Below are 17,138 nucleotides of genomic sequence, written 5' to 3'. Positions count from 1 at the left end.
AGTTTAAAGATGTAATCAAATTGAAATATTATTTTCATTCTGTCTTAATGAATTAAGCCTATACTAAGAATCAAGACCCCCTTTAAAATATATAACTTAGACTCGCGGCCCGTTGCTGTGGGTCTCTTTTTTTATTAATGTAAGGGGGAGATTAGCGTGGTGGAGGAGTGCTTTTCATCAAAATGAATTTGTTTGGATGGTGAAAGGGTTATAGCACTTTAACGTCTCGTCTAAACGAATGCTATAGAAGTCGTTAATGGCATCGATCTTCATGGCAGAGAAATGGAGAATTTTCTAGTATATAGAATTTAAATTTGAGAAATATTGATTCTATACCTTTACATGGAGTTTACTCCATGAGTTAAGATGCGAAATAGAATTGAAACGTAACAATTTAACATGTACTAGAAGGGAGGACCACAATGGAGTATACATTTTCAATCGCAGAAATTTCCCAAAAGACGAATCTGAGTTATGATACGATTCGTTATTATGGCAAACTCGGACTTCTGCCGCCGACAAAGTTGAATGAACACGGTAGACGGGAATATGGATCAGTTCATCTTGAACGGTTACTATTTATCACGCATCTCAAGCGAACTGGCATGCCACTAAAGGAAATCGAGAAATATATGACCTTGGCAACTACTAAACAATATGTAAATTGTTATCGTATACTCTGTGCACATAAGCTAGATATCGAATTGCAGTTGAAGGAAATTCAAGAATCTTTAAGTGTTGTGAATTATAAAATTGAGCATTTTAATGAATTAATGAAGCAGCTAAAGCTAGGAGGCGAATGAAATGAATCAAAATAGAGACTATACAAAGACATTACAAAAACCAATATTATCAGGTTTTGGTTGGGATACAACAGCGCGGGAAGTCCTTGTCGGTCAAGATTTGACTGGAATGATTGCTATTGTAACCGGCGGTTACTCCGGTGTCGGGCTTGAAACGACCAGAGCTTTAGCAGAAGCAGGAGCGACAGTTATTGTCCCGGCCCGCACGCCAGAGAAAGCTCGCGCTTCAATTATCGGAATTCCACGTGCTGAACTGGAGGAACTGGATTTAATCGATCCCGATTCGATCGACGCATTTGCGAACCGATTCCTGGCATCCGGCCGGCAGTTGGATATTCTGATTAATAACGCTGGGATCATGGCTCCGCCACTCGTACGCGATTCTCGCGGCTTTGAATCTCAATTCGCAACAAATCATTTAGGTCACTTTCAGTTGACGTTAAGATTGTGGCCAGCGTTGAGGAAGGCCGGGAAAGCGCGGGTTGTTTCCGTGTCCTCCACAGGCGTACGCTTCGGTGGCGTTGATTTTGATGACCCAAACTTCGAGAAGCGAGAATACGACAAATGGAAGGCATACGGCCAGTCGAAATCAGCGAATGCACTCTTTGCCGTCGCTTTGGACAAACGGGGAGAAGCTTATGGTATCCGCGCATTTTCGGTACACCCAGGCAGAATAATGACCGACTTAGTCCGGTATATGTCTGAAGAGGAGAAAGCAGCTGCTTCTGGGGAATTGAAGACGGCGGAGCAAGGAGCAGCTACGAGTGTATGGTGTGCAACAAGTCCTCAACTCGAAGATAAAGGTGGGGTGTACTGCTTGGACGTCGATATTGCTGAAGTCATTGAAGTGGAAGGTACCCAAGGACTCAATCAAAAACTATCGGGCGTGCTGCCTTGGGCAGTTGACCCGATATTAGCGGAGCAACTTTGGAAGTTGAGTGAGCAATTAACTTCAGTAAAGTTTTCTGAAGTAGAATAAAATAAACGGAAGATGGATCTAACTTCATTCTATCCGAGTTTGCGCATGAAAATAGTCATACGCAAGCACACACAAAAAATAACCTTCGCTTATGTGGCGATGGTTATTTTTTGTGTGGATCTTGATAAAGGGGTAACAGAAGCCCGATGGGTAATGAGATAGAGTTCTTGTCATTTAAGACATTATGTTCTTGTCATCATTCGACAAATGCAATCCCTTACTGGACGTGGGTTTTCAGAATACATGTTCACAAAAAAGTATCGAGAGTGAAGAAGCTGCGAAAAATGCAGCTCCTCTTTTCATGAAAGAGCAGGATTCTGTGATTAAATGAATAATTTGAATATAAACCTGCATTCTTATAGTAGGTTACAGGTTCCTAAACGCGAATTTATTCTAAAATTTTTCATGGTGGGCAATTGATTTAATACATGTGGCACAGTGATGTAACTTAATCTAGGACTTCTGAAAGGGGCCTTATATGAATTATATCCCGGATGAATACTGGTTTCTTTTTGAACATTCGCCAGGTGGAGTCTCCATTGCAACGGATCCACATTGCACCAAAATTAAACATAACAAAAAAGCTTCGCGTATGCTGCGCATTCAAGCAGGCGAGGTTTTTTCCCATTCTTCAATTGTACCTCCCAAGGTAAATGTATTTCGGGATGGGATTGAGCTCGAAGCTCAAGAAATGCCTATGCAAAGAACAGCAAGGTTAAAAGAAGAGGTCGAAAATGAAGTGTTGGAGTTTGTCTGGGAAGATGGTCATAAATCGATATCAGTGTGGAATACTACGCCAATTTATGACGAAGCAGGAGTAGTGATAGGCGTGCTAGCCACTTCCGAAGATATCTCGCACTTCGTACTGAAAGAGCGGGAAGTCCGATTGAATAAAGAACATCTTGAGAGGATAGTCAGTGAAAAAATTGAGGAACATACCCGGCTTCGCAATGAAGTTGAACGACTGGACCGTCTAAGTTTAGTTGCACAAATGGCCGCTAGTATCAGTCACGAGGTAAGGAACCCAATTACAACAGTGAGAGGTTTTTTGCAGCTGACTATGAAGCAAAATAATTTTGTGAATTTCCAAAAATATTATGAGTTAATTATCAGTGAGTTAGATCGGGCAAATGAAATTATCGGAAATTTCTTATCCCTGTCTAAGAAGAACAATTACATTGATCGAGAAGAGCGTGATTTATCGGAAATCTTTCATGCTGTATTGCCATTATTGGAAGCAGATGCACTGATGATGGGCAAGAAGATCATGTTTATTGAGAAGCAGGTTCCCCTCCTTTGGATAAATACGAAAGAAATACAGCAAGTGCTCATTAATCTCGTAAGGAACGGTCTTGAGGCTTCAGTAGTTGGTTCTAGTGTGACGGTCGAATTGTTTGAAGATCAAAATCATGTAGGGTTTATGGTTAAGGACGAGGCAGGAGGTATTCCTGCGAAAATTCTTGAGCAACTTGGCAGTCCATTCCTGACAACCAAAGCGAACGGCACAGGTCTAGGATTATCGATCTGTTATGATATCGCGAGAAGGCATGAAGCTGAACTCAAAGTGGAGACGGACCATATAGGATCCACCTTTATTTTCTCATTTTACAAAACTTAGAATAGAGGTATCACTCTCGACTAACACAAAGAATAAGGTCTAATTATACGAGAGCATCCGATATTTCAGTTTTCCAACCACATACTGTTTGTAATATGTGGAAAACCTATATTTGGGATAAAATTTTAAAGGAGGTACGATCATGCGTGGTACCTAAGCTTGACCTCACAATAATGGTGCTCGGTGCATTAGGACTTGCTTTGACAACAGCTTTCTCCATGAGAATCCTTAATAAAGTTGACTCCCTGAGAAATAAAGGGTCCCAGTAATTGGGGCCTTTTAGATTTTTAGGTGGAAATACTTAAGTAATGTGAAAGCAGCGAATTTGACCGGCATCCTCTTTAAGCTGTAGGGAAGCATAAGAGAAGTACAAATGGGTAGAATTAAACAATGGAATCTAATGCGGTTGAGGCGAAAACGTATGCATGCTGGTTTAGCAATTCTAAGTATAATAACAGCCCTGTGGTGGTCGAAGAGAAGCGATTGGAAGAGATATCACTCAACTATGCTTTATATGACCTCAGGCGCATTTTTGTATGAATTTTTGACGAAAGATCAAACGATGTGGAAGTTTCATCCTGATTTTTTGTACAATCACACGGTAACGGTAGTTGTTTACGCGGTACTTACGATGCCTCTAAACATCCTTCTTTTTCTAAGCACACTTCCCGAGAACGGTTTTTGGAAGAAATCTCGTCATATTGCCTTATGGATTACGATTTATGCTTCGATGGAATGGGTAATGGTTCATACCGGCCGAATAACATATCAAAACAATTGGAACCTTTTCTACTCGATTTTGTTCGATATTATGATGTTCCCGATGATGATCTTGCACAGCCGTAGGCCTGGAATAGCATATCTGCTCTCGATTGTAATCGTTTGCTTCCTGATGTACGCGTTCAGGGTGCATTTAGATTAAACAATTGAGCCTGATCCTGCGCGAATATCCGTCTGTAAGTCGGCAATATTGAACTACAGAATCTGTAGTAAATGAAGCAGGCACGTTCCCTACTGAGACCGTGCCTTTTTGTGCTGCCGGAAGCTCGGCTCTTAGGACCTTAAATTGATTGTAGACGTCACTAAGTGGGCAAAATCATTATACAGGCGGGAACAATCCATGCCATAGAATATCTATAATTTGTTTGGCAGCCTCATCTTCGCGGGGGAACATTTTGTTACCTTCACCATCACGTGCGTGTCCCATCATAAGCAAGGACGTGTAAGCACGTGCGATGACACGCGCATCGACAGGGCCAATCTCGCCGGATGCGGAGGATTTATTGAATTCGGTTACCAATGCATCCAAGAGGGCTTGTTCCGATTTGCGCATCGTGTTCATTTGTTCTTCGGTGAGAATCGCTTCCATCTTCCGCATGAAGGAATGAAGATAGAAATCGATCGCCTTCAGATGCGCTTCAGTGATATCAAGCAATCTGTCACGCAGAGAAGCAGGCTGGTTCAAACGCATTAATGTGGCTTTTCGCACATTCTCCATGAGCTGAATCATAGAGGCGTTCAGTTAGTAGTCTGATAAGGGATTCGTCAATTGCTTTGACTTCATCATTGTATTCGTTCGGTATCAATTTCAGTTCAGACCAAGCCATCATTTTTCCTCCTTAATTCCAATTGTTTTCGTTTTCTAATTATAACAATAACGATGCAGGAATAGAAAAAGCAGCGTCGAGGGACCGGTAGTGCGTTTTGTAAATACAGATTTGGTAGTGCCCAAAAAGGACCCGCAATTGCGGATCCTTTTTGGGTTTTTCTGTTATGGTTAGGCATGTGCCGGCTTATGCTTTGTTCCCGTTCCTGCTGTGCGGTCAGCGTCGCCTTTTTTATGTGTGAACAGCTTGCGCAGGTAGGGCATCAGGTAGTAGTCTAAACCGAATCTGCCGGTATTTGCTCCGGCCATGAACAGGATCCCGCCGATAAGAATGAACCAAGGGTTCGTGCTTACGGTACCCGCGAACATGAACATGAAGTTCATGAGAAGTCCGAAGAATGCTGCGGCTGTAGTCAAAGCACCGAGAATCAAACCAAGACCAACTAAGAATTCGCCTAGGGGAATTGCATAGTTAATTATTTTAACATTCGGCAGGGCAAAATGTTGAATGAATGCGGTGAAGGTCGGATAAACAAGTTCATTGGTTGCTTTGTCGATCACCGGCTTAGCGATCGCGTTATTTAAGAATCCATCTGCAGTAAATCCGCCGGTTAACTTTTGCCACCCGTGAGTGAGCCATTCATATCCCATATACAAACGTATGAAAAGTAGGATACCTGCTGCATATTTATTTTCTCTAAGCCATTTACCTAACATGATAATCATCTCCTCATTTTAAGTGGTGAATTTTTTCACAAGATCAGCTAAAAAATTTTATCTAATTCAGCCAAGAACGGGATCGTTTTTGTGTTTTCATGTGACATCTCCCTTTCGATTACAATGTTTACTTCCTTTCTACACCTTTAATATACCATGCAGTAAAGTTTGAATATGTGATTAAAATCACAAGGTGCAAATTATTTTGATTGTAATTGAATCCGTGTTCTCCTTTTTTGAGAGGGAAAAGTACGCCTCAGCCCGCAGAGTACTGCCCTGTACATGGCAGTACTCTGCGGGCTGAGTAGGAAGGTTGCCGGGTTTTGGCATGGAGTGAGGGTAAGCTCCTTATTGGTGCACTTTGCGGTAATCGCCGGGGGTCACGCCGACCGTCTTCTTAAACGTCCGGATAAAGGACATCGGGTACAGGTAGCCTACCTTGCCCGATATCTCCTGAATCGGGAGATCGGTGTTGCACAGCATGTCTTTGGCATGCTCTATGCGTACTTGGCACAGGTAGACGACGAATTTTTCACCGAACTCTTCTTTAAACAGAGTGCTTAAACTTGAGGTGTTCATATTGAACTGCTCGCCCAGCATGGCGAGGGACAAGTCAGGATTGTCGAAATGGGTTTCGATAAATGCTCTGACGCGTCGGACGACGGCGTAATTGCCTTTCTCTTCGCGCATGCTTTTCATGAGGCTGGCACAGGCGGTTAGACGTTCCAGATAGAACGATTCCAATTCGTACAGCGTCTCAAGCGAGTCAATGCTCGCTTCCCATTTGGATCGGAACTCGGTGTTCCACAACTCCTGGTACTCAGGCGGCAGCTCCATCATTTCTCTTTGGAAAAAGTAGTTCATATAGGTGAGGACGCCGTCAATCTCTTCCTTGGGCAGAAGCAAGGAGCGGAGTCCGTTAAAGAGCAGGATCAGCTGCTCCTGCCAGCCGCCGTTGCCGACGCGGAAGGATTGCGCGATAGTCCTTACGTATTGCAAATAGACAAACAAGTCATCGTGAGACAGAACTTCAATTTCCCAATGCCCGATCACGCGGTTGATACCTAGTGCCGATTTGTAGCTGAGCGCTTTGCTCGCCGTTTCATAAGATTGGGAGATGGCGCCGGCCTCGGTGACAGCCGTTCCGATTCCGAATGTGACAGTGAGCTTCAAATTCTCGAACAGCCATAAGCGAATTTGTTCGGACTGCGCCAGAATGCGGCTGCGGGCTTGCAGCGGTTGTTCTTCATCATGTTCAAAATAGATGACGCAAAGGCGGTGGTTCGTCATCCATTCCTGCCAGATGCGCAGCGAGTTCGCTTTGGCGGTTTCGTCTACGACCTTGGTCAGGATGTATTTGAACAAGGTTTGGTCTTGATGGGAATATTGATGGATAAACTCTGCATATTTGTCAATTTCAATAATGCTGACCGATGCGCCTTTCCGTATCCCGTCGTTCCATTCGCTCAATTCTTCCCGCCAAGCCTCGTTATTCAGTGGGCCGTCGCCTTCCACGAGCTGCTGAAACAGCCGTAACCGGCGGTAACGTTCGTTCTCCTGCGCTCGGTGCTCGTAGCCCTGATTGGCTTCAATCATATTGCTGAGCGTAAAATCGATATAACTGAGCTCGTCTGTAGACGGCTCTTGGATGGTTGCATGCTTGTGCTGTTGGTTGTATTTCTGAATACGGGACATCATCGTAATAATCGGTTTATAGTTTTTCCGGGAAATGTAGATGATCCACCAGATACTGAACAGCAGGCCAAGGAAGCCTACAATGAGCCAACCGCTGGTCATGTAGTGGTACAGAATGCCGAACTGCTTAACTTTTAAGCCGCTGTGATAGGTCCAGCCTGTGTAGGCGGAAGTAAGCACTGTGTCATCTTGATGGGATGTGTTACTGCCTTGATGAAATAAGTCGTCCCCTTTTTGATCGGTAACAGAGATGTAGTTCACTTCGGATTGGCCGAAATTTTTCAAATACGACTTGACGGCTTCGACTTTCACATTTACAACCAGCAGCGCGATGCCTTTGCCGCTTAACGGAATGCCTTTGGCAATGGAGACGACGATCTCCTTCTCATTGCTATCCTTAAAGATACGGAATGTGCGGAGGCTGCTCCAGCTGTTCGGACGCGCAGTCAGATTGGCATCAATAAAAGCGCGGTCCGCAAACTGTTCGATGTCGAGCTTCGTTTTGTCGGTCACGATCGCGCCGTCTCCGGCCCGATAGATGTAAACTGAATCGATCAACGAATTCGTGTTGAGCATGCTTTCCAGCAGCTGCGACAAATCAATGATGAATTCCGGCGAGCTTTCCATGCCGGCAAAATAAGTCAGTTTATTGTTGCGCGAAACGGTTTCGATCATCATCAGCTCTATGGAGCGGAGAGAGGAGTCGATGTTGTTTTGCAAATTTTGCGCGTAGACCCGGCTTGATTTGGCAGCTTCTTTCTGAGAGAGCTCGCTTAGCTGTACAACCCCTATGAAGACAAAGAGACACACAATTAAAATTAAGACGGGCAAATACGAGAGGAGTAAGCGATGAAACCAATTTCTGCTCATGTATGCACACTCCTTCGATTAGCGCCGTCTTCATTTTACCGTATGCTTATTTCTTGAGGTATTTGTAAAAATCCTTCGTGTAAATGACACCGTTATTTTTGTAGTCATTATAGGCTTTGGCTTGGAATTCGTCAATTTTTTTGCCGCCTGCTTTGTCCCAAGCATCCTTGGCGTCCTTCAACGCTTGTTCCGTTGTGTAGCTGCCGTTAACAACCGCCTTGGTAATGATATTTGTAATGGTGGTGGTTACGGTGTTGTTGATCACCACAAGATCGTCCGGCAGCGTTACAGGCAGTGTCAGATCATAGTATAAAGGACGTTCCGGCGAGATGTAAGCATCGCGGCCTTGGGCGATGAGTTCAGCGTATTTCTTGTCGGTCGGCTTGCTCATATTGAGCGTAGTATTCGTGAATTCGGCGCATTTGCCGAATTTATACGTTTGGCTAAGCATGGAGAAGTCGGCGTTCCATACAAGCTCTTTTTTGTTCTTCTCGAGGTCGATTGGTTTCGGGCAGCCGGTGGCCGCATCTTTTTGATAGTGAACGCCTTCCAAACCGTACTGCAGCGTAGTGGCAGTGGAATCGCTCATGAGCCAGTCAACGTATTTGACGACGGCTTCGACATTTTTGGTAGTGGCGTTGATCGCCGCATCGAATTGGAACGGCACTGGGCCAGCCGGCGAGAATTGGCCGAATTCCGATTTAGGCAGCGGAATCACAGCGACGTCTGCATTCGGATTGTTTTTCATCAAGGTGTCGAAGATGCCGTAGCCTTTGGTGCCTTCCAGATTATCGCTGAAGTACATGCCCAGCTTGCCATTAACCCAATCCTGCTGCGCTTTTGCGCCGGTTTTGTCCGCAAAGATATCTTTATCTAGCGCGCCTGCGTCATAGAGTCGTTTCTTGAGTTCAGTGGAAGCTTGGAGACGGTCCCAGGAACGAACATACTGATCACCCTGCAAATGATACATCCACGAAGGTGAAGTTATCCCAAAGCCAAAGAGTTGATCGAGGTCCAGTGAGATGGCCCCAAGACCCAGCGTATCCTTTTTGCCATTGCCGTCCGGATCTTGCTCCGTGAACGCTTTGGCAACCTGGTACAAATCTTCCATCGTTGTCGGGGATTTCAGATTCAGCTTGGTCAGCCAGTCTTTACGAATCATGAGGTAATGGTTCGTAGAAGTCGGCAACAAGCGGCCGAAGAAAAAAGTTTTGCCGTTATAGGATGTCAGTGTTTTAATGATCGGATTGTCTTTCAAAAATTGCTTATACGTTGTGGAATATTTCTCAATGGCATCGTCGAGCGGAATGATTTGCCCTTTGGCTGCAAGATCCTTCATATAAGCATTGGAGTATTCCAAAATAAGATCAGGCGCGTCGCCGGAAGCGAACAAGACGTTCCATTTTTCGGTGGAGTTCGTCCTTGGCACTGGCACGAATTCGACGTCAACCGGCGCATGTTCATTGATCCATTTGGTCCAGCGGTTATCTGTAATTTTACCTTCGCCTTCCGGGACGTTATTGCGATCGTAGATGGACACTTTAATTTTCGGCTTTGGCCCTGGGGTAGCCGTTGCATTGGCGGAAGAGGTAGAAGCTGCTGCGGAGGGACTTGCCGCTTCATCGGATGTGCCGCCGCAAGCCGTGAGCAGCATACTGCCTGTAAACATAAGCGCTAGAGATGTTGCGGCGGTTTTGTTGAGTATTGTTTTCATTGTGTAGAACACTCCCCTTGTCATATTGTCGCATACTTCGGAATTTTTTCACAAGGTCTAACTCGGAATTGTGCGATCACCACCCTGGTGAAATCTGGAGGTTATTAGCCTTTCACAGCGCCGATCATAACGCCTTTCACAAAATAACGCTGGAGGAACGGGTAAACGATCAGCATGGGAATCGTCATGACGATAATGCCGGCGGCTTTAACGCCTTCCGGTGTTAGCTGCATGGCAAGATCTTGCTGTACGTTGGACATTTCCTGCATAAGGCTTGAGTTTTGAATCATTTGCTGGATGAGCACGGCCAGGTTATGCTTGCCGGAATCGTTGATGTATATGAGTACGCTCATAAACGAGTTCCAGTGGCCGACTGCGTAGAATAAAGAGAGCGCTGCCAGAACAGGAGTCGAAAGCGGCAGGACGATCCGTGTAAGGAGCATCCATTCTGAACAACCGTCGATACGCGAAGCCTCTTCGAGCTCTTCCGGCATGCTCTCAAAAAAGCTTCTCAGCACCATCATGTTCCAGACGCTGACGAGGCCAGGCAGCCAAAGCGCCCAGTAGGAGTTGATGAGTCCAAGGCTCTTGAGGAGCAGATAGTTCGGAATCAGTCCTGCACCAAAAAGCATCGTAAAAATAATGCCGAACGAATAGACTCTGCGTCCGATGAAATAACGCTTGGACAGAGGATAAGCCGCTAAAATGCTGGCGAACATGTTGAGTGCCGTCCCAACGACTGTAATCACGAAACTATTGTATAGAGCTTCCACGACCGGAGTCTCTATCAAAAGCGCTTCATAGCCGCTCCATTCCAGATTCACAGGCCAGAAGGCGACAGAGCCCGAAGCGATGGCATGTTTATCACTGAGGGAAACGGCTGCGATATGAATAATCGGAAGCAGACAGCTGAGGCCGATAAGCGTTAGTAACACATAGTTGATTCCATAGAATATTTTTTCCCCGGCGGTGTGCTTCATGATGATTCCTCCTTACCATAAGCCTTGACCGAAACGTCTGGCGATCCGGTTGGCAAAGATGACTAGCGCAAGGCCGACAAGCGATTCGAACAGGCCCATGGCGGTAGCGAGACTGAACTGCGCTTGCTGAATACCCGTTTTGTACATAAAGGTAGAGATGACTTCGGAAATTTCCGCAACGGTATCATTTTGCAGCACGTAGACTTGGTCGAAGCCGACTTCCATCAGATGGCCGATTTTGAGAATCAGCATGATAATCGCTGTCGGAATGATTCCCGGAACGGTGATCCGGATCAGCTGCTGCCATTTGTTTGCGCCGTCCATGCTGGCAGCTTCGTACAAGCTTTGATCGATAGAAGTGAGGGCGGCCAAGTAGATAATCGCTGCCCAGCCTACTTCTTTCCACACGCCGGCGGACAGGAAAATCGTCACCCATGACGCGTCCTTATAGAGGAACGGATAGGTGAAACCGAACAAGCTGTCGAGTACGTGGTTGATGGCGCCTGTGCTCTGCGAAAAGACCGTAACGACGATTCCGCCGACAATGACCCAGTTGAGGAAATGCGGCAAGTACACGAATGTTTGCACAACGCGTTTGAACCACATTCTCCGGACTTCATTCAGCAGCAGGGCCAAAATAATGGGCATCGGAAAGCCGATGAGAATGCTGAGTCCGCTGAGACGCAGGGTGTTCCAGATAATGTTCGTCATCTGTTTCGTAGAGAAGATGAGTTCGAACATGCTTAGTCCTGCCCACGGACTGCCCCAGATGCCTTTGATGAACGTGTACTTTTTGAAAGCAATGATCAGACCTGTCATAGGGTAGTACTTGAAGATCAGGAAATATAGGATGATCGGCAAGAACATGATGTAGAGCGGAATATTTTGCTTGAGCACCCGTTTCGTATATTTTCTTTGGCCCATCGAATTCATTGCTGCTGCCACTTCCTCTCCGTTGAAGCTATCGTATATCAGGCATGCTTACGTGCTCAATATACATGATTTTGTTCGGTTAACATGCGGCGTAACCCGCATAACGACGCAGTTTATCGGCTACATGGCCCCCAGAAGCCGGGGCTGCCCTTGAGCTTCGCCAGCGCCTCCATGTAGTAGTAGTCGCCGTAGATGAGCGGTCGGTTTACGTTCTGATTCATGGGCAGATTGCCGGTACCGTGAAGAAGAATCGCTTCTTCGGAATCATCCGCCTGGTAAAGACTGTAGAGGGATGAAAGGATGGACAGCGCTTGCTCACGGTAGTAGCCGCCCTTGTCGCCGCCAACGATGTCGGCCAAGTCCAGAAGACCGGACGCCGTAATGGCGGCTGCGCTGGAATCCCGCGGCGCTCCGTCATTGGACGGCAGCCGGAAATCCCAGTAAGGGACGCGGTCCTCCGGGAGATTCGCCAGGAAAAAGGCGGCGGCGCTTTCGGCGGCATCGAGGAATTCCCGGCTTCTCGAATGCCGGTAGCCTAACGTCCAGCCATAGATGCCCCATGCGGAGCCGCGTGCCCATGCGGACCCCTCGGCGTAGCCTTGTCCGCCAAGTGCGCCGATCCGCTCGCCGGTCTGAGGATCGAAGCAGACGACGTGGTGAACCGAGCCGTCGACGCGCAGGAATTGCTTCGCTGCCGTCTGCGTATGGGCGATTGCGATATGACGGAAGCGGGGATCGTTCGTCTGTTCCGACGCCCAGTATAATAGAGGCACGTTCATTAGGCAGTCGATGATGGCCCAGCCGGTCCGCTCCGGCTGATTCCAAGCGCGGATGAAATTGCCTTGTCTGTTAAAACGGCCGGCAAGATGGCTAGCCGCAAGCATTCCTCTGCGGTGAGAGTCGCCGCTTCCCGTGACCTGCCATTGCGCAAGCGAGCTCAGAGTCCACATAAAGCCAATGTCATGGCTCAGCATGGAGTAATCCTGCAGCAGCGCATCTAATTGGGCTTCACAGTCCTCTGCGATTGTGCGGAGCTCTTCATCACGATGCTCGCGGTAGACGAGCCACAAAAGCCCTGTCCAAAAGCCGGCAGTCCAGTACACTGGCGGCACGAATTGGTATTCGCCGGCGTGTGAGCCGTGCGGAAATCTGGCGCCGATGCGGAGGCTGGCTTTTTTTATTTTATGAACCCCCGCCGTCCATGCTTGTTTCGTCCATTCCGGTGTCGTATGCATATGATCTCACTCCTTCTCTTGGTGCGTTCGGCAGCGCCGGTCTCTGTGGAGGCGGCAGTTGCTGCGGAAACAAGTCTAGCTTACAGCTGTGAAGGGGAATGGCTCAATATACATGTTTTTGCTGCTTATACGCAATCCGAATATCCGCACAGCGCGGGGGCTGTTAACTGATCGAAATCATGTATATTGTTCTAGCGCCTGGCAGCCGAGTAAGATGAGCTTAATTTATGGAGAAAGGAAGTGACGAAGATTCATCAAACATTCCCAACTTAGTGCCAGACATCAGAAGTCAGCTTCAAGCGACGGAAAGTTAGGCCAACAAATCGAGCTTTAAGAAAGGAGCCTTTTATGTTAATGAGTAAATTTCGTTTATTGAAAGCGCTTATATTGGTTCTGGCTATGGTAGTCCATGTAGCGGCATTGCCAAGCCAACCTGTCTATGCGGCGGATGAGTACGACACATTGCGTGCGAAAATTTATGATTTTACGACCGGAGGCACGACCTACGATATAGCGGATCCGGACATCAGCGTTAAAATCGCCAATATTACGAATCTTGCTCAAACGAACTGGGATACGATGAATAAGAGTGCCGGAAGGACTTACCTATGGAGTGATTTGGCAACGACCACGGAATCGGAGCATGTTTCCCAAAGCTATCAACGCTTAGAAGCGATGACGCTTGCTTATGTAACAAGAGGTTCGACGCTTCAAAACAACGCCACTTTGCGGGCGGATATCATTAGTGCCATGGATTGGATGTATACCAACAGATATAATACCAGCATTCCAAAAAGAGGTTATGACAATTGGTTTGACTGGCAGGTCACCTCACCGCTTGTGATTAATAACATCACGATTTGGTTATACGACAGTTTAACAGCAGCGCAGATTAGCAATTGGCATGCTGTCATCGATTATCAAGCGCTGGCATGGGGGGCCGGATTAACCGGGGCCAATCGTGTATGGGCTTGCTACATTAAAATCACGAGCGGGATTATCGTCAAGAACAACGCCAAAATAATAGAGGGCAGAGACCAGCTTAGCTCGGTCTTTGATTATGTGACTTCCGGAGAAGGGGTCTACAGCGACGGTTCCTTTCTTCAACACACCGCTCTCATTCCCTATAACGGGGGATATGGCACCGCTTTGCTCGATAATTTGACAAAGTTGATGTATGTCGTAGCTGGGTCCTCTTGGGATATCGTAGATCCGGATGTGAGTAACATATATCAATGGATTTATACGGCTTTTGAACCGCTATATTATAATAACTCCATGTTTGATAATGTCAGAGGAAGAGGTATTGCTGGATTTAGAGACGATGATAAAGGATTAACTTCTATAAAAGCGATTGGGCCTGCCGTGGTTCGGATGGCACTGTCCGCACCGAATGCCAACGATCGGGCAGCCTATAAATCGATGGTCAAAAAGTGGCTGCTGGAGGCCACTTCGCCTACGAAGTATGCGGATTTGGTTATGATGAGCGACATCGTACAAGCTAAGCAAATCGAGGGTGATGCATCCGTAATACCAAGAGCGCCTCTGATTATGAACAAACAATACCCGAATATGGCTAGAGTTGTACACCATAGACCGGGATTTGCATTTGGCGTCAGCATGTCTTCCAATAAAATCGGAAATTATGAGCTTATCAATGGTGTCAATTTAAGAGGTTGGCATACCGGGGACGGGATGACCTATCTGTATAATTCGGATTTGGAGCAATATAAAGATTCCTTCTGGCCGACGGTCAACAGCTATCGCATGCCGGGTACGACCGTTAATCAGAATACGACAGCTGCTGCTAATGTCAAAAATCCGAATAGTTGGGTCGGGGGCACAGAGGTTGCAGGCTTGTACGGAGCAACAGGCATGCAATACACGGCCAATGGCTACAATCTCACAGCGAAGAAATCCTGGTTTATGTTTGATGATGAAATTGTAAATCTTGGCGCCGGTATTACGTCTACGGATAATAAAGTTGTCGAAACTATTGTTGATAACCGCAAGCTGAACAGTAGTGGAAACAATGCGCTCACGGTCAACGGTGCAGCTAAATCCACAGCACTCGGATGGAGCGAGACGATGAATGGCATAAATCGCATCCATTTGGCCGGAAGTGTAACCGGTTCGGATGTCGGCTACTATTTCCCTGCAACAACAACGATTAAGGGATTGCGTGAAGCGCGAACAGACCAATGGTCGAGCATCAACCAATACAATCTTGGTCCCGAGTATACGACGAATTTTACACGTAACTACATGAATCTATGGTTCGATCATGGGACGAATCCGACGAACTCAGGGTATGCGTATGTACTGCTGCCGAACAAAACGAGTGGAGAAGTGGATACGTATGCGGCTAACCCGGACATCACAGTCGTTGAGAATTCAGGCGATGCACAGGCTGTGAAGGAAAACTCATTGGGCGTGCTGGGTATTAACTTCTGGAATGATGCGGTAAAAACCGTGAGCGGTATTACAAGCAACAAAAAGGCGTCCGTCATGGTACGTACGAGCGAGAACGGAACTGAAGTTTCCGTATCCGACCCAACATTGGCCAATACAGGCACCATTCAAGTTACACTTACGCAAAATCTCGGACCGGTGGCTTACAAGGACTCCCGGATTACAGTCAGCACAAGCAACGGCACGACTACCCTCACCGTTAATGTGAACGGCGCCGGCGGGAAAAGTATTAAGGCGTTTTTTGCAACGCCTATTGCCGGCCAGGTTACCGGCTACACGGTGAACGAAGATTTTGACAGTATGATGCCGGGGGCGCTGACCGGGCAAAATGGCTGGATCTATAATAACGGCGGCGTGGCGCAGAATACCGTTGTTGTGCAGCCGGAGAACAGCAATAACACGGAAAAATCGTTGAAAATAACGACAGCCTCAACAAGCGGAAGTGCTGAAGCGTTTCGTCTCTTTCATGCGCCTCAAGGCGGCTACATTACTGCAGAGGCTACCGTAACGGCTGACGACAGCAATTGGAAAAATGCCTTAATCATAGCGGACAGCTTAACTGCCAATAACAATGCGGCTCAATTGGTTATGCAAAGCGGCAAAATTTGGGGTTATAACGGTTCTGTCAAAACCGATGTTATGACGGGAATAACCAATGGTCAGCCTTATCGTCTAAAAGTAGTAATCAATACATCTACAAAAAAATATGATGTATACGTTAACGATGCGCTGCTCGCCACGAACTGGGACTACCGATACGCGGGAGCGAACACGCTCGACAAGTTCTCGGCCTCTATCGCCGGCAACGCCAGCTCGATGAGTGTGGACGATGTGAAAGTTTCGTATAAGCCGCTTACGCTAACCTCCCTCATCGACGAGAACTTTGATGGCCTCACGCTCGGCAATCTAAATGGGCAAGGCAGTTGGGTGTTCGATAACGGCGGTGTTGCGGGGAATACCGGGGTTGTACAGATGGTGAGCGGATCGGCTGCGAACAAGGCTGTCAAATTGACAACAACGTCCCCCTCCGGCAAAGCCGAGGCGTATCAAGTATTTACAGCACCGGAAGGCAGCACTGTCATCGCAGAAGCGACCGTAACCGCCGATGACAACAATGGAAGAACGCCTTGATCGTCGCAGATAGCAGCGTCGCTTCGAACAGCAGTGCAGCCCATCTCATTATGCAGAACGGCAGAATCTGGGGCTATAACGGTAGTACCCAAACGAACGTGTTGACTTCGATCACGAACGGAGAACCATACCGTCTTAAAGTGGTGATCGACACAGCAATGAAAAAGTTTGATGTTTATGTAAACGGCGAGCTGCGAGGCTCCCAGTGGAACTATCGTTACTCCGGGTTGACCAAGGTCGACAAACTGAGCACATCAATCGGCGGCAACGCCAGCTCGATGAGCGTAGATGATGCCAAAGTGAGCTATAATCCATAAGGCTGGCAGATAGGCTCCCCTTCTCAATGAAGAGGAGCTTTTTTGCATGTTCATCCAGCAAAGAAATG

General features: G+C 47.0%; 13 protein-coding genes. 6 read left to right on the top strand and 7 right to left on the bottom strand.

Annotated features, from left to right (window positions below):
* The first annotated feature begins 422 nt into the window (after positions 1–422).
* From PUT07_RS21205 to PUT07_RS35460, 4 genes are all read left to right on the top strand, one after another.
* Positions 423–803: a MerR family transcriptional regulator gene (locus tag PUT07_RS21205; protein WP_274470422.1), complete on the top strand. Its 381-nt coding sequence runs from the start codon at positions 423–425 to the stop codon at positions 801–803.
* Position 804: 1 nt separating this feature from the next.
* Positions 805–1,782: an oxidoreductase gene (locus PUT07_RS21200; RefSeq protein ID WP_274470421.1), complete on the top strand. Its 978-nt coding sequence runs from the start codon at positions 805–807 to the stop codon at positions 1,780–1,782.
* Between the two features lie 478 nt (positions 1,783–2,260).
* Positions 2,261–3,400: an ATP-binding protein gene (locus tag PUT07_RS21195; protein ID WP_274470420.1), complete on the top strand. Its 1,140-nt coding sequence runs from the start codon at positions 2,261–2,263 to the stop codon at positions 3,398–3,400.
* A 373-nt stretch (positions 3,401–3,773) separates the two neighbouring features.
* On the top strand, positions 3,774–4,322 hold the full coding sequence (locus PUT07_RS35460; protein ID WP_338000764.1) for a CBO0543 family protein: 549 nt from the start codon (positions 3,774–3,776) through the stop codon (positions 4,320–4,322).
* A gap of 177 nt (positions 4,323–4,499) precedes the next feature.
* Here PUT07_RS35460 and PUT07_RS21190 read toward each other — a convergent pair whose 3' ends face one another.
* The 7 genes from PUT07_RS21190 to PUT07_RS21160 form a co-directional block, all read right to left on the bottom strand.
* Positions 4,500–4,898, bottom strand: a complete 399-nt coding sequence (locus PUT07_RS21190) for a hypothetical protein (protein ID WP_274470419.1) — start codon at positions 4,896–4,898, stop codon at positions 4,500–4,502.
* 279 nt (positions 4,899–5,177) lie between these two features.
* Entirely contained in the window at positions 5,178–5,723 is a 546-nt protein-coding gene (locus PUT07_RS21185) for a DoxX family protein (protein ID WP_274470418.1), read from the bottom strand.
* Between the two features lie 348 nt (positions 5,724–6,071).
* Positions 6,072–8,288: a helix-turn-helix domain-containing protein gene (locus tag PUT07_RS21180; protein ID WP_274470416.1), complete on the bottom strand. Its 2,217-nt coding sequence runs from the start codon at positions 8,286–8,288 to the stop codon at positions 6,072–6,074.
* A gap of 46 nt (positions 8,289–8,334) precedes the next feature.
* Complete coding sequence (locus PUT07_RS21175; RefSeq protein ID WP_274470415.1) at positions 8,335–10,002, bottom strand: extracellular solute-binding protein; 1,668 nt, start codon at positions 10,000–10,002, stop codon at positions 8,335–8,337.
* Positions 10,003–10,106: 104 nt separating this feature from the next.
* A complete protein-coding gene (locus tag PUT07_RS21170; RefSeq protein WP_274470414.1) occupies positions 10,107–10,982 on the bottom strand; it encodes a carbohydrate ABC transporter permease in 876 nt (291 codons plus the stop codon).
* Positions 10,983–10,994: 12 nt separating this feature from the next.
* On the bottom strand, positions 10,995–11,915 hold the full coding sequence (locus PUT07_RS21165; protein ID WP_274470413.1) for an ABC transporter permease: 921 nt from the start codon (positions 11,913–11,915) through the stop codon (positions 10,995–10,997).
* Between the two features lie 113 nt (positions 11,916–12,028).
* Positions 12,029–13,150, bottom strand: a complete 1,122-nt coding sequence (locus tag PUT07_RS21160; protein WP_274470411.1) for a glycoside hydrolase family 88 protein — start codon at positions 13,148–13,150, stop codon at positions 12,029–12,031.
* Positions 13,151–13,504: 354 nt separating this feature from the next.
* Here PUT07_RS21160 and PUT07_RS21155 point away from each other — a divergent pair, with 354 nt between their 5' ends.
* Both PUT07_RS21155 and PUT07_RS21150 read left to right on the top strand, forming a co-directional pair.
* A complete protein-coding gene (locus PUT07_RS21155) occupies positions 13,505–16,753 on the top strand; it encodes a polysaccharide lyase 8 family protein (protein ID WP_274470410.1) in 3,249 nt (1,082 codons plus the stop codon).
* Complete coding sequence (locus PUT07_RS21150) at positions 16,750–17,070, top strand: hypothetical protein (protein WP_274470409.1); 321 nt, start codon at positions 16,750–16,752, stop codon at positions 17,068–17,070. Before PUT07_RS21155 ends, PUT07_RS21150 begins: the two co-directional genes overlap by 4 nt.
* Positions 17,071–17,138: the final 68 nt, after the last annotated feature.

This window comes from Paenibacillus sp. MAHUQ-63 (assembly GCF_028765165.1).
In the GTDB taxonomy this organism is placed as follows: domain Bacteria; phylum Bacillota; class Bacilli; order Paenibacillales; family NBRC-103111; genus Paenibacillus_E.
This window is presented reverse-complemented; position numbering and strand designations above follow the sequence as displayed.

Excerpts from the sequence above, each read along its gene's own strand:
- PUT07_RS21185 (WP_274470418.1), bottom strand. The coding sequence starts at position 5,723 with ATGTTAGGTAAATGGCTTAGAGAAAATAAATATGCAGCAGGTATCCTA.
- PUT07_RS21195 (WP_274470420.1), top strand. The coding sequence starts at position 2,261 with ATGAATTATATCCCGGATGAATACTGGTTTCTTTTTGAACATTCGCCA.
- PUT07_RS21155 (WP_274470410.1), top strand. The coding sequence starts at position 13,505 with ATGAGTAAATTTCGTTTATTGAAAGCGCTTATATTGGTTCTGGCTATG.
- PUT07_RS21205 (WP_274470422.1), top strand. The coding sequence starts at position 423 with ATGGAGTATACATTTTCAATCGCAGAAATTTCCCAAAAGACGAATCTG.
- PUT07_RS21180 (WP_274470416.1), bottom strand. The coding sequence starts at position 8,288 with ATGAGCAGAAATTGGTTTCATCGCTTACTCCTCTCGTATTTGCCCGTC.
- PUT07_RS21190 (WP_274470419.1), bottom strand. The coding sequence starts at position 4,898 with ATGGAGAATGTGCGAAAAGCCACATTAATGCGTTTGAACCAGCCTGCT.
- PUT07_RS21175 (WP_274470415.1), bottom strand. The coding sequence starts at position 10,002 with ATGAAAACAATACTCAACAAAACCGCCGCAACATCTCTAGCGCTTATG.
- PUT07_RS21165 (WP_274470413.1), bottom strand. The coding sequence starts at position 11,915 with ATGAATTCGATGGGCCAAAGAAAATATACGAAACGGGTGCTCAAGCAA.
- PUT07_RS21200 (WP_274470421.1), top strand. The coding sequence starts at position 805 with ATGAATCAAAATAGAGACTATACAAAGACATTACAAAAACCAATATTA.
- PUT07_RS21170 (WP_274470414.1), bottom strand. The coding sequence starts at position 10,982 with ATGAAGCACACCGCCGGGGAAAAAATATTCTATGGAATCAACTATGTG.
- PUT07_RS35460 (WP_338000764.1), top strand. The coding sequence starts at position 3,774 with ATGGGTAGAATTAAACAATGGAATCTAATGCGGTTGAGGCGAAAACGT.
- PUT07_RS21160 (WP_274470411.1), bottom strand. The coding sequence starts at position 13,150 with ATGCATACGACACCGGAATGGACGAAACAAGCATGGACGGCGGGGGTT.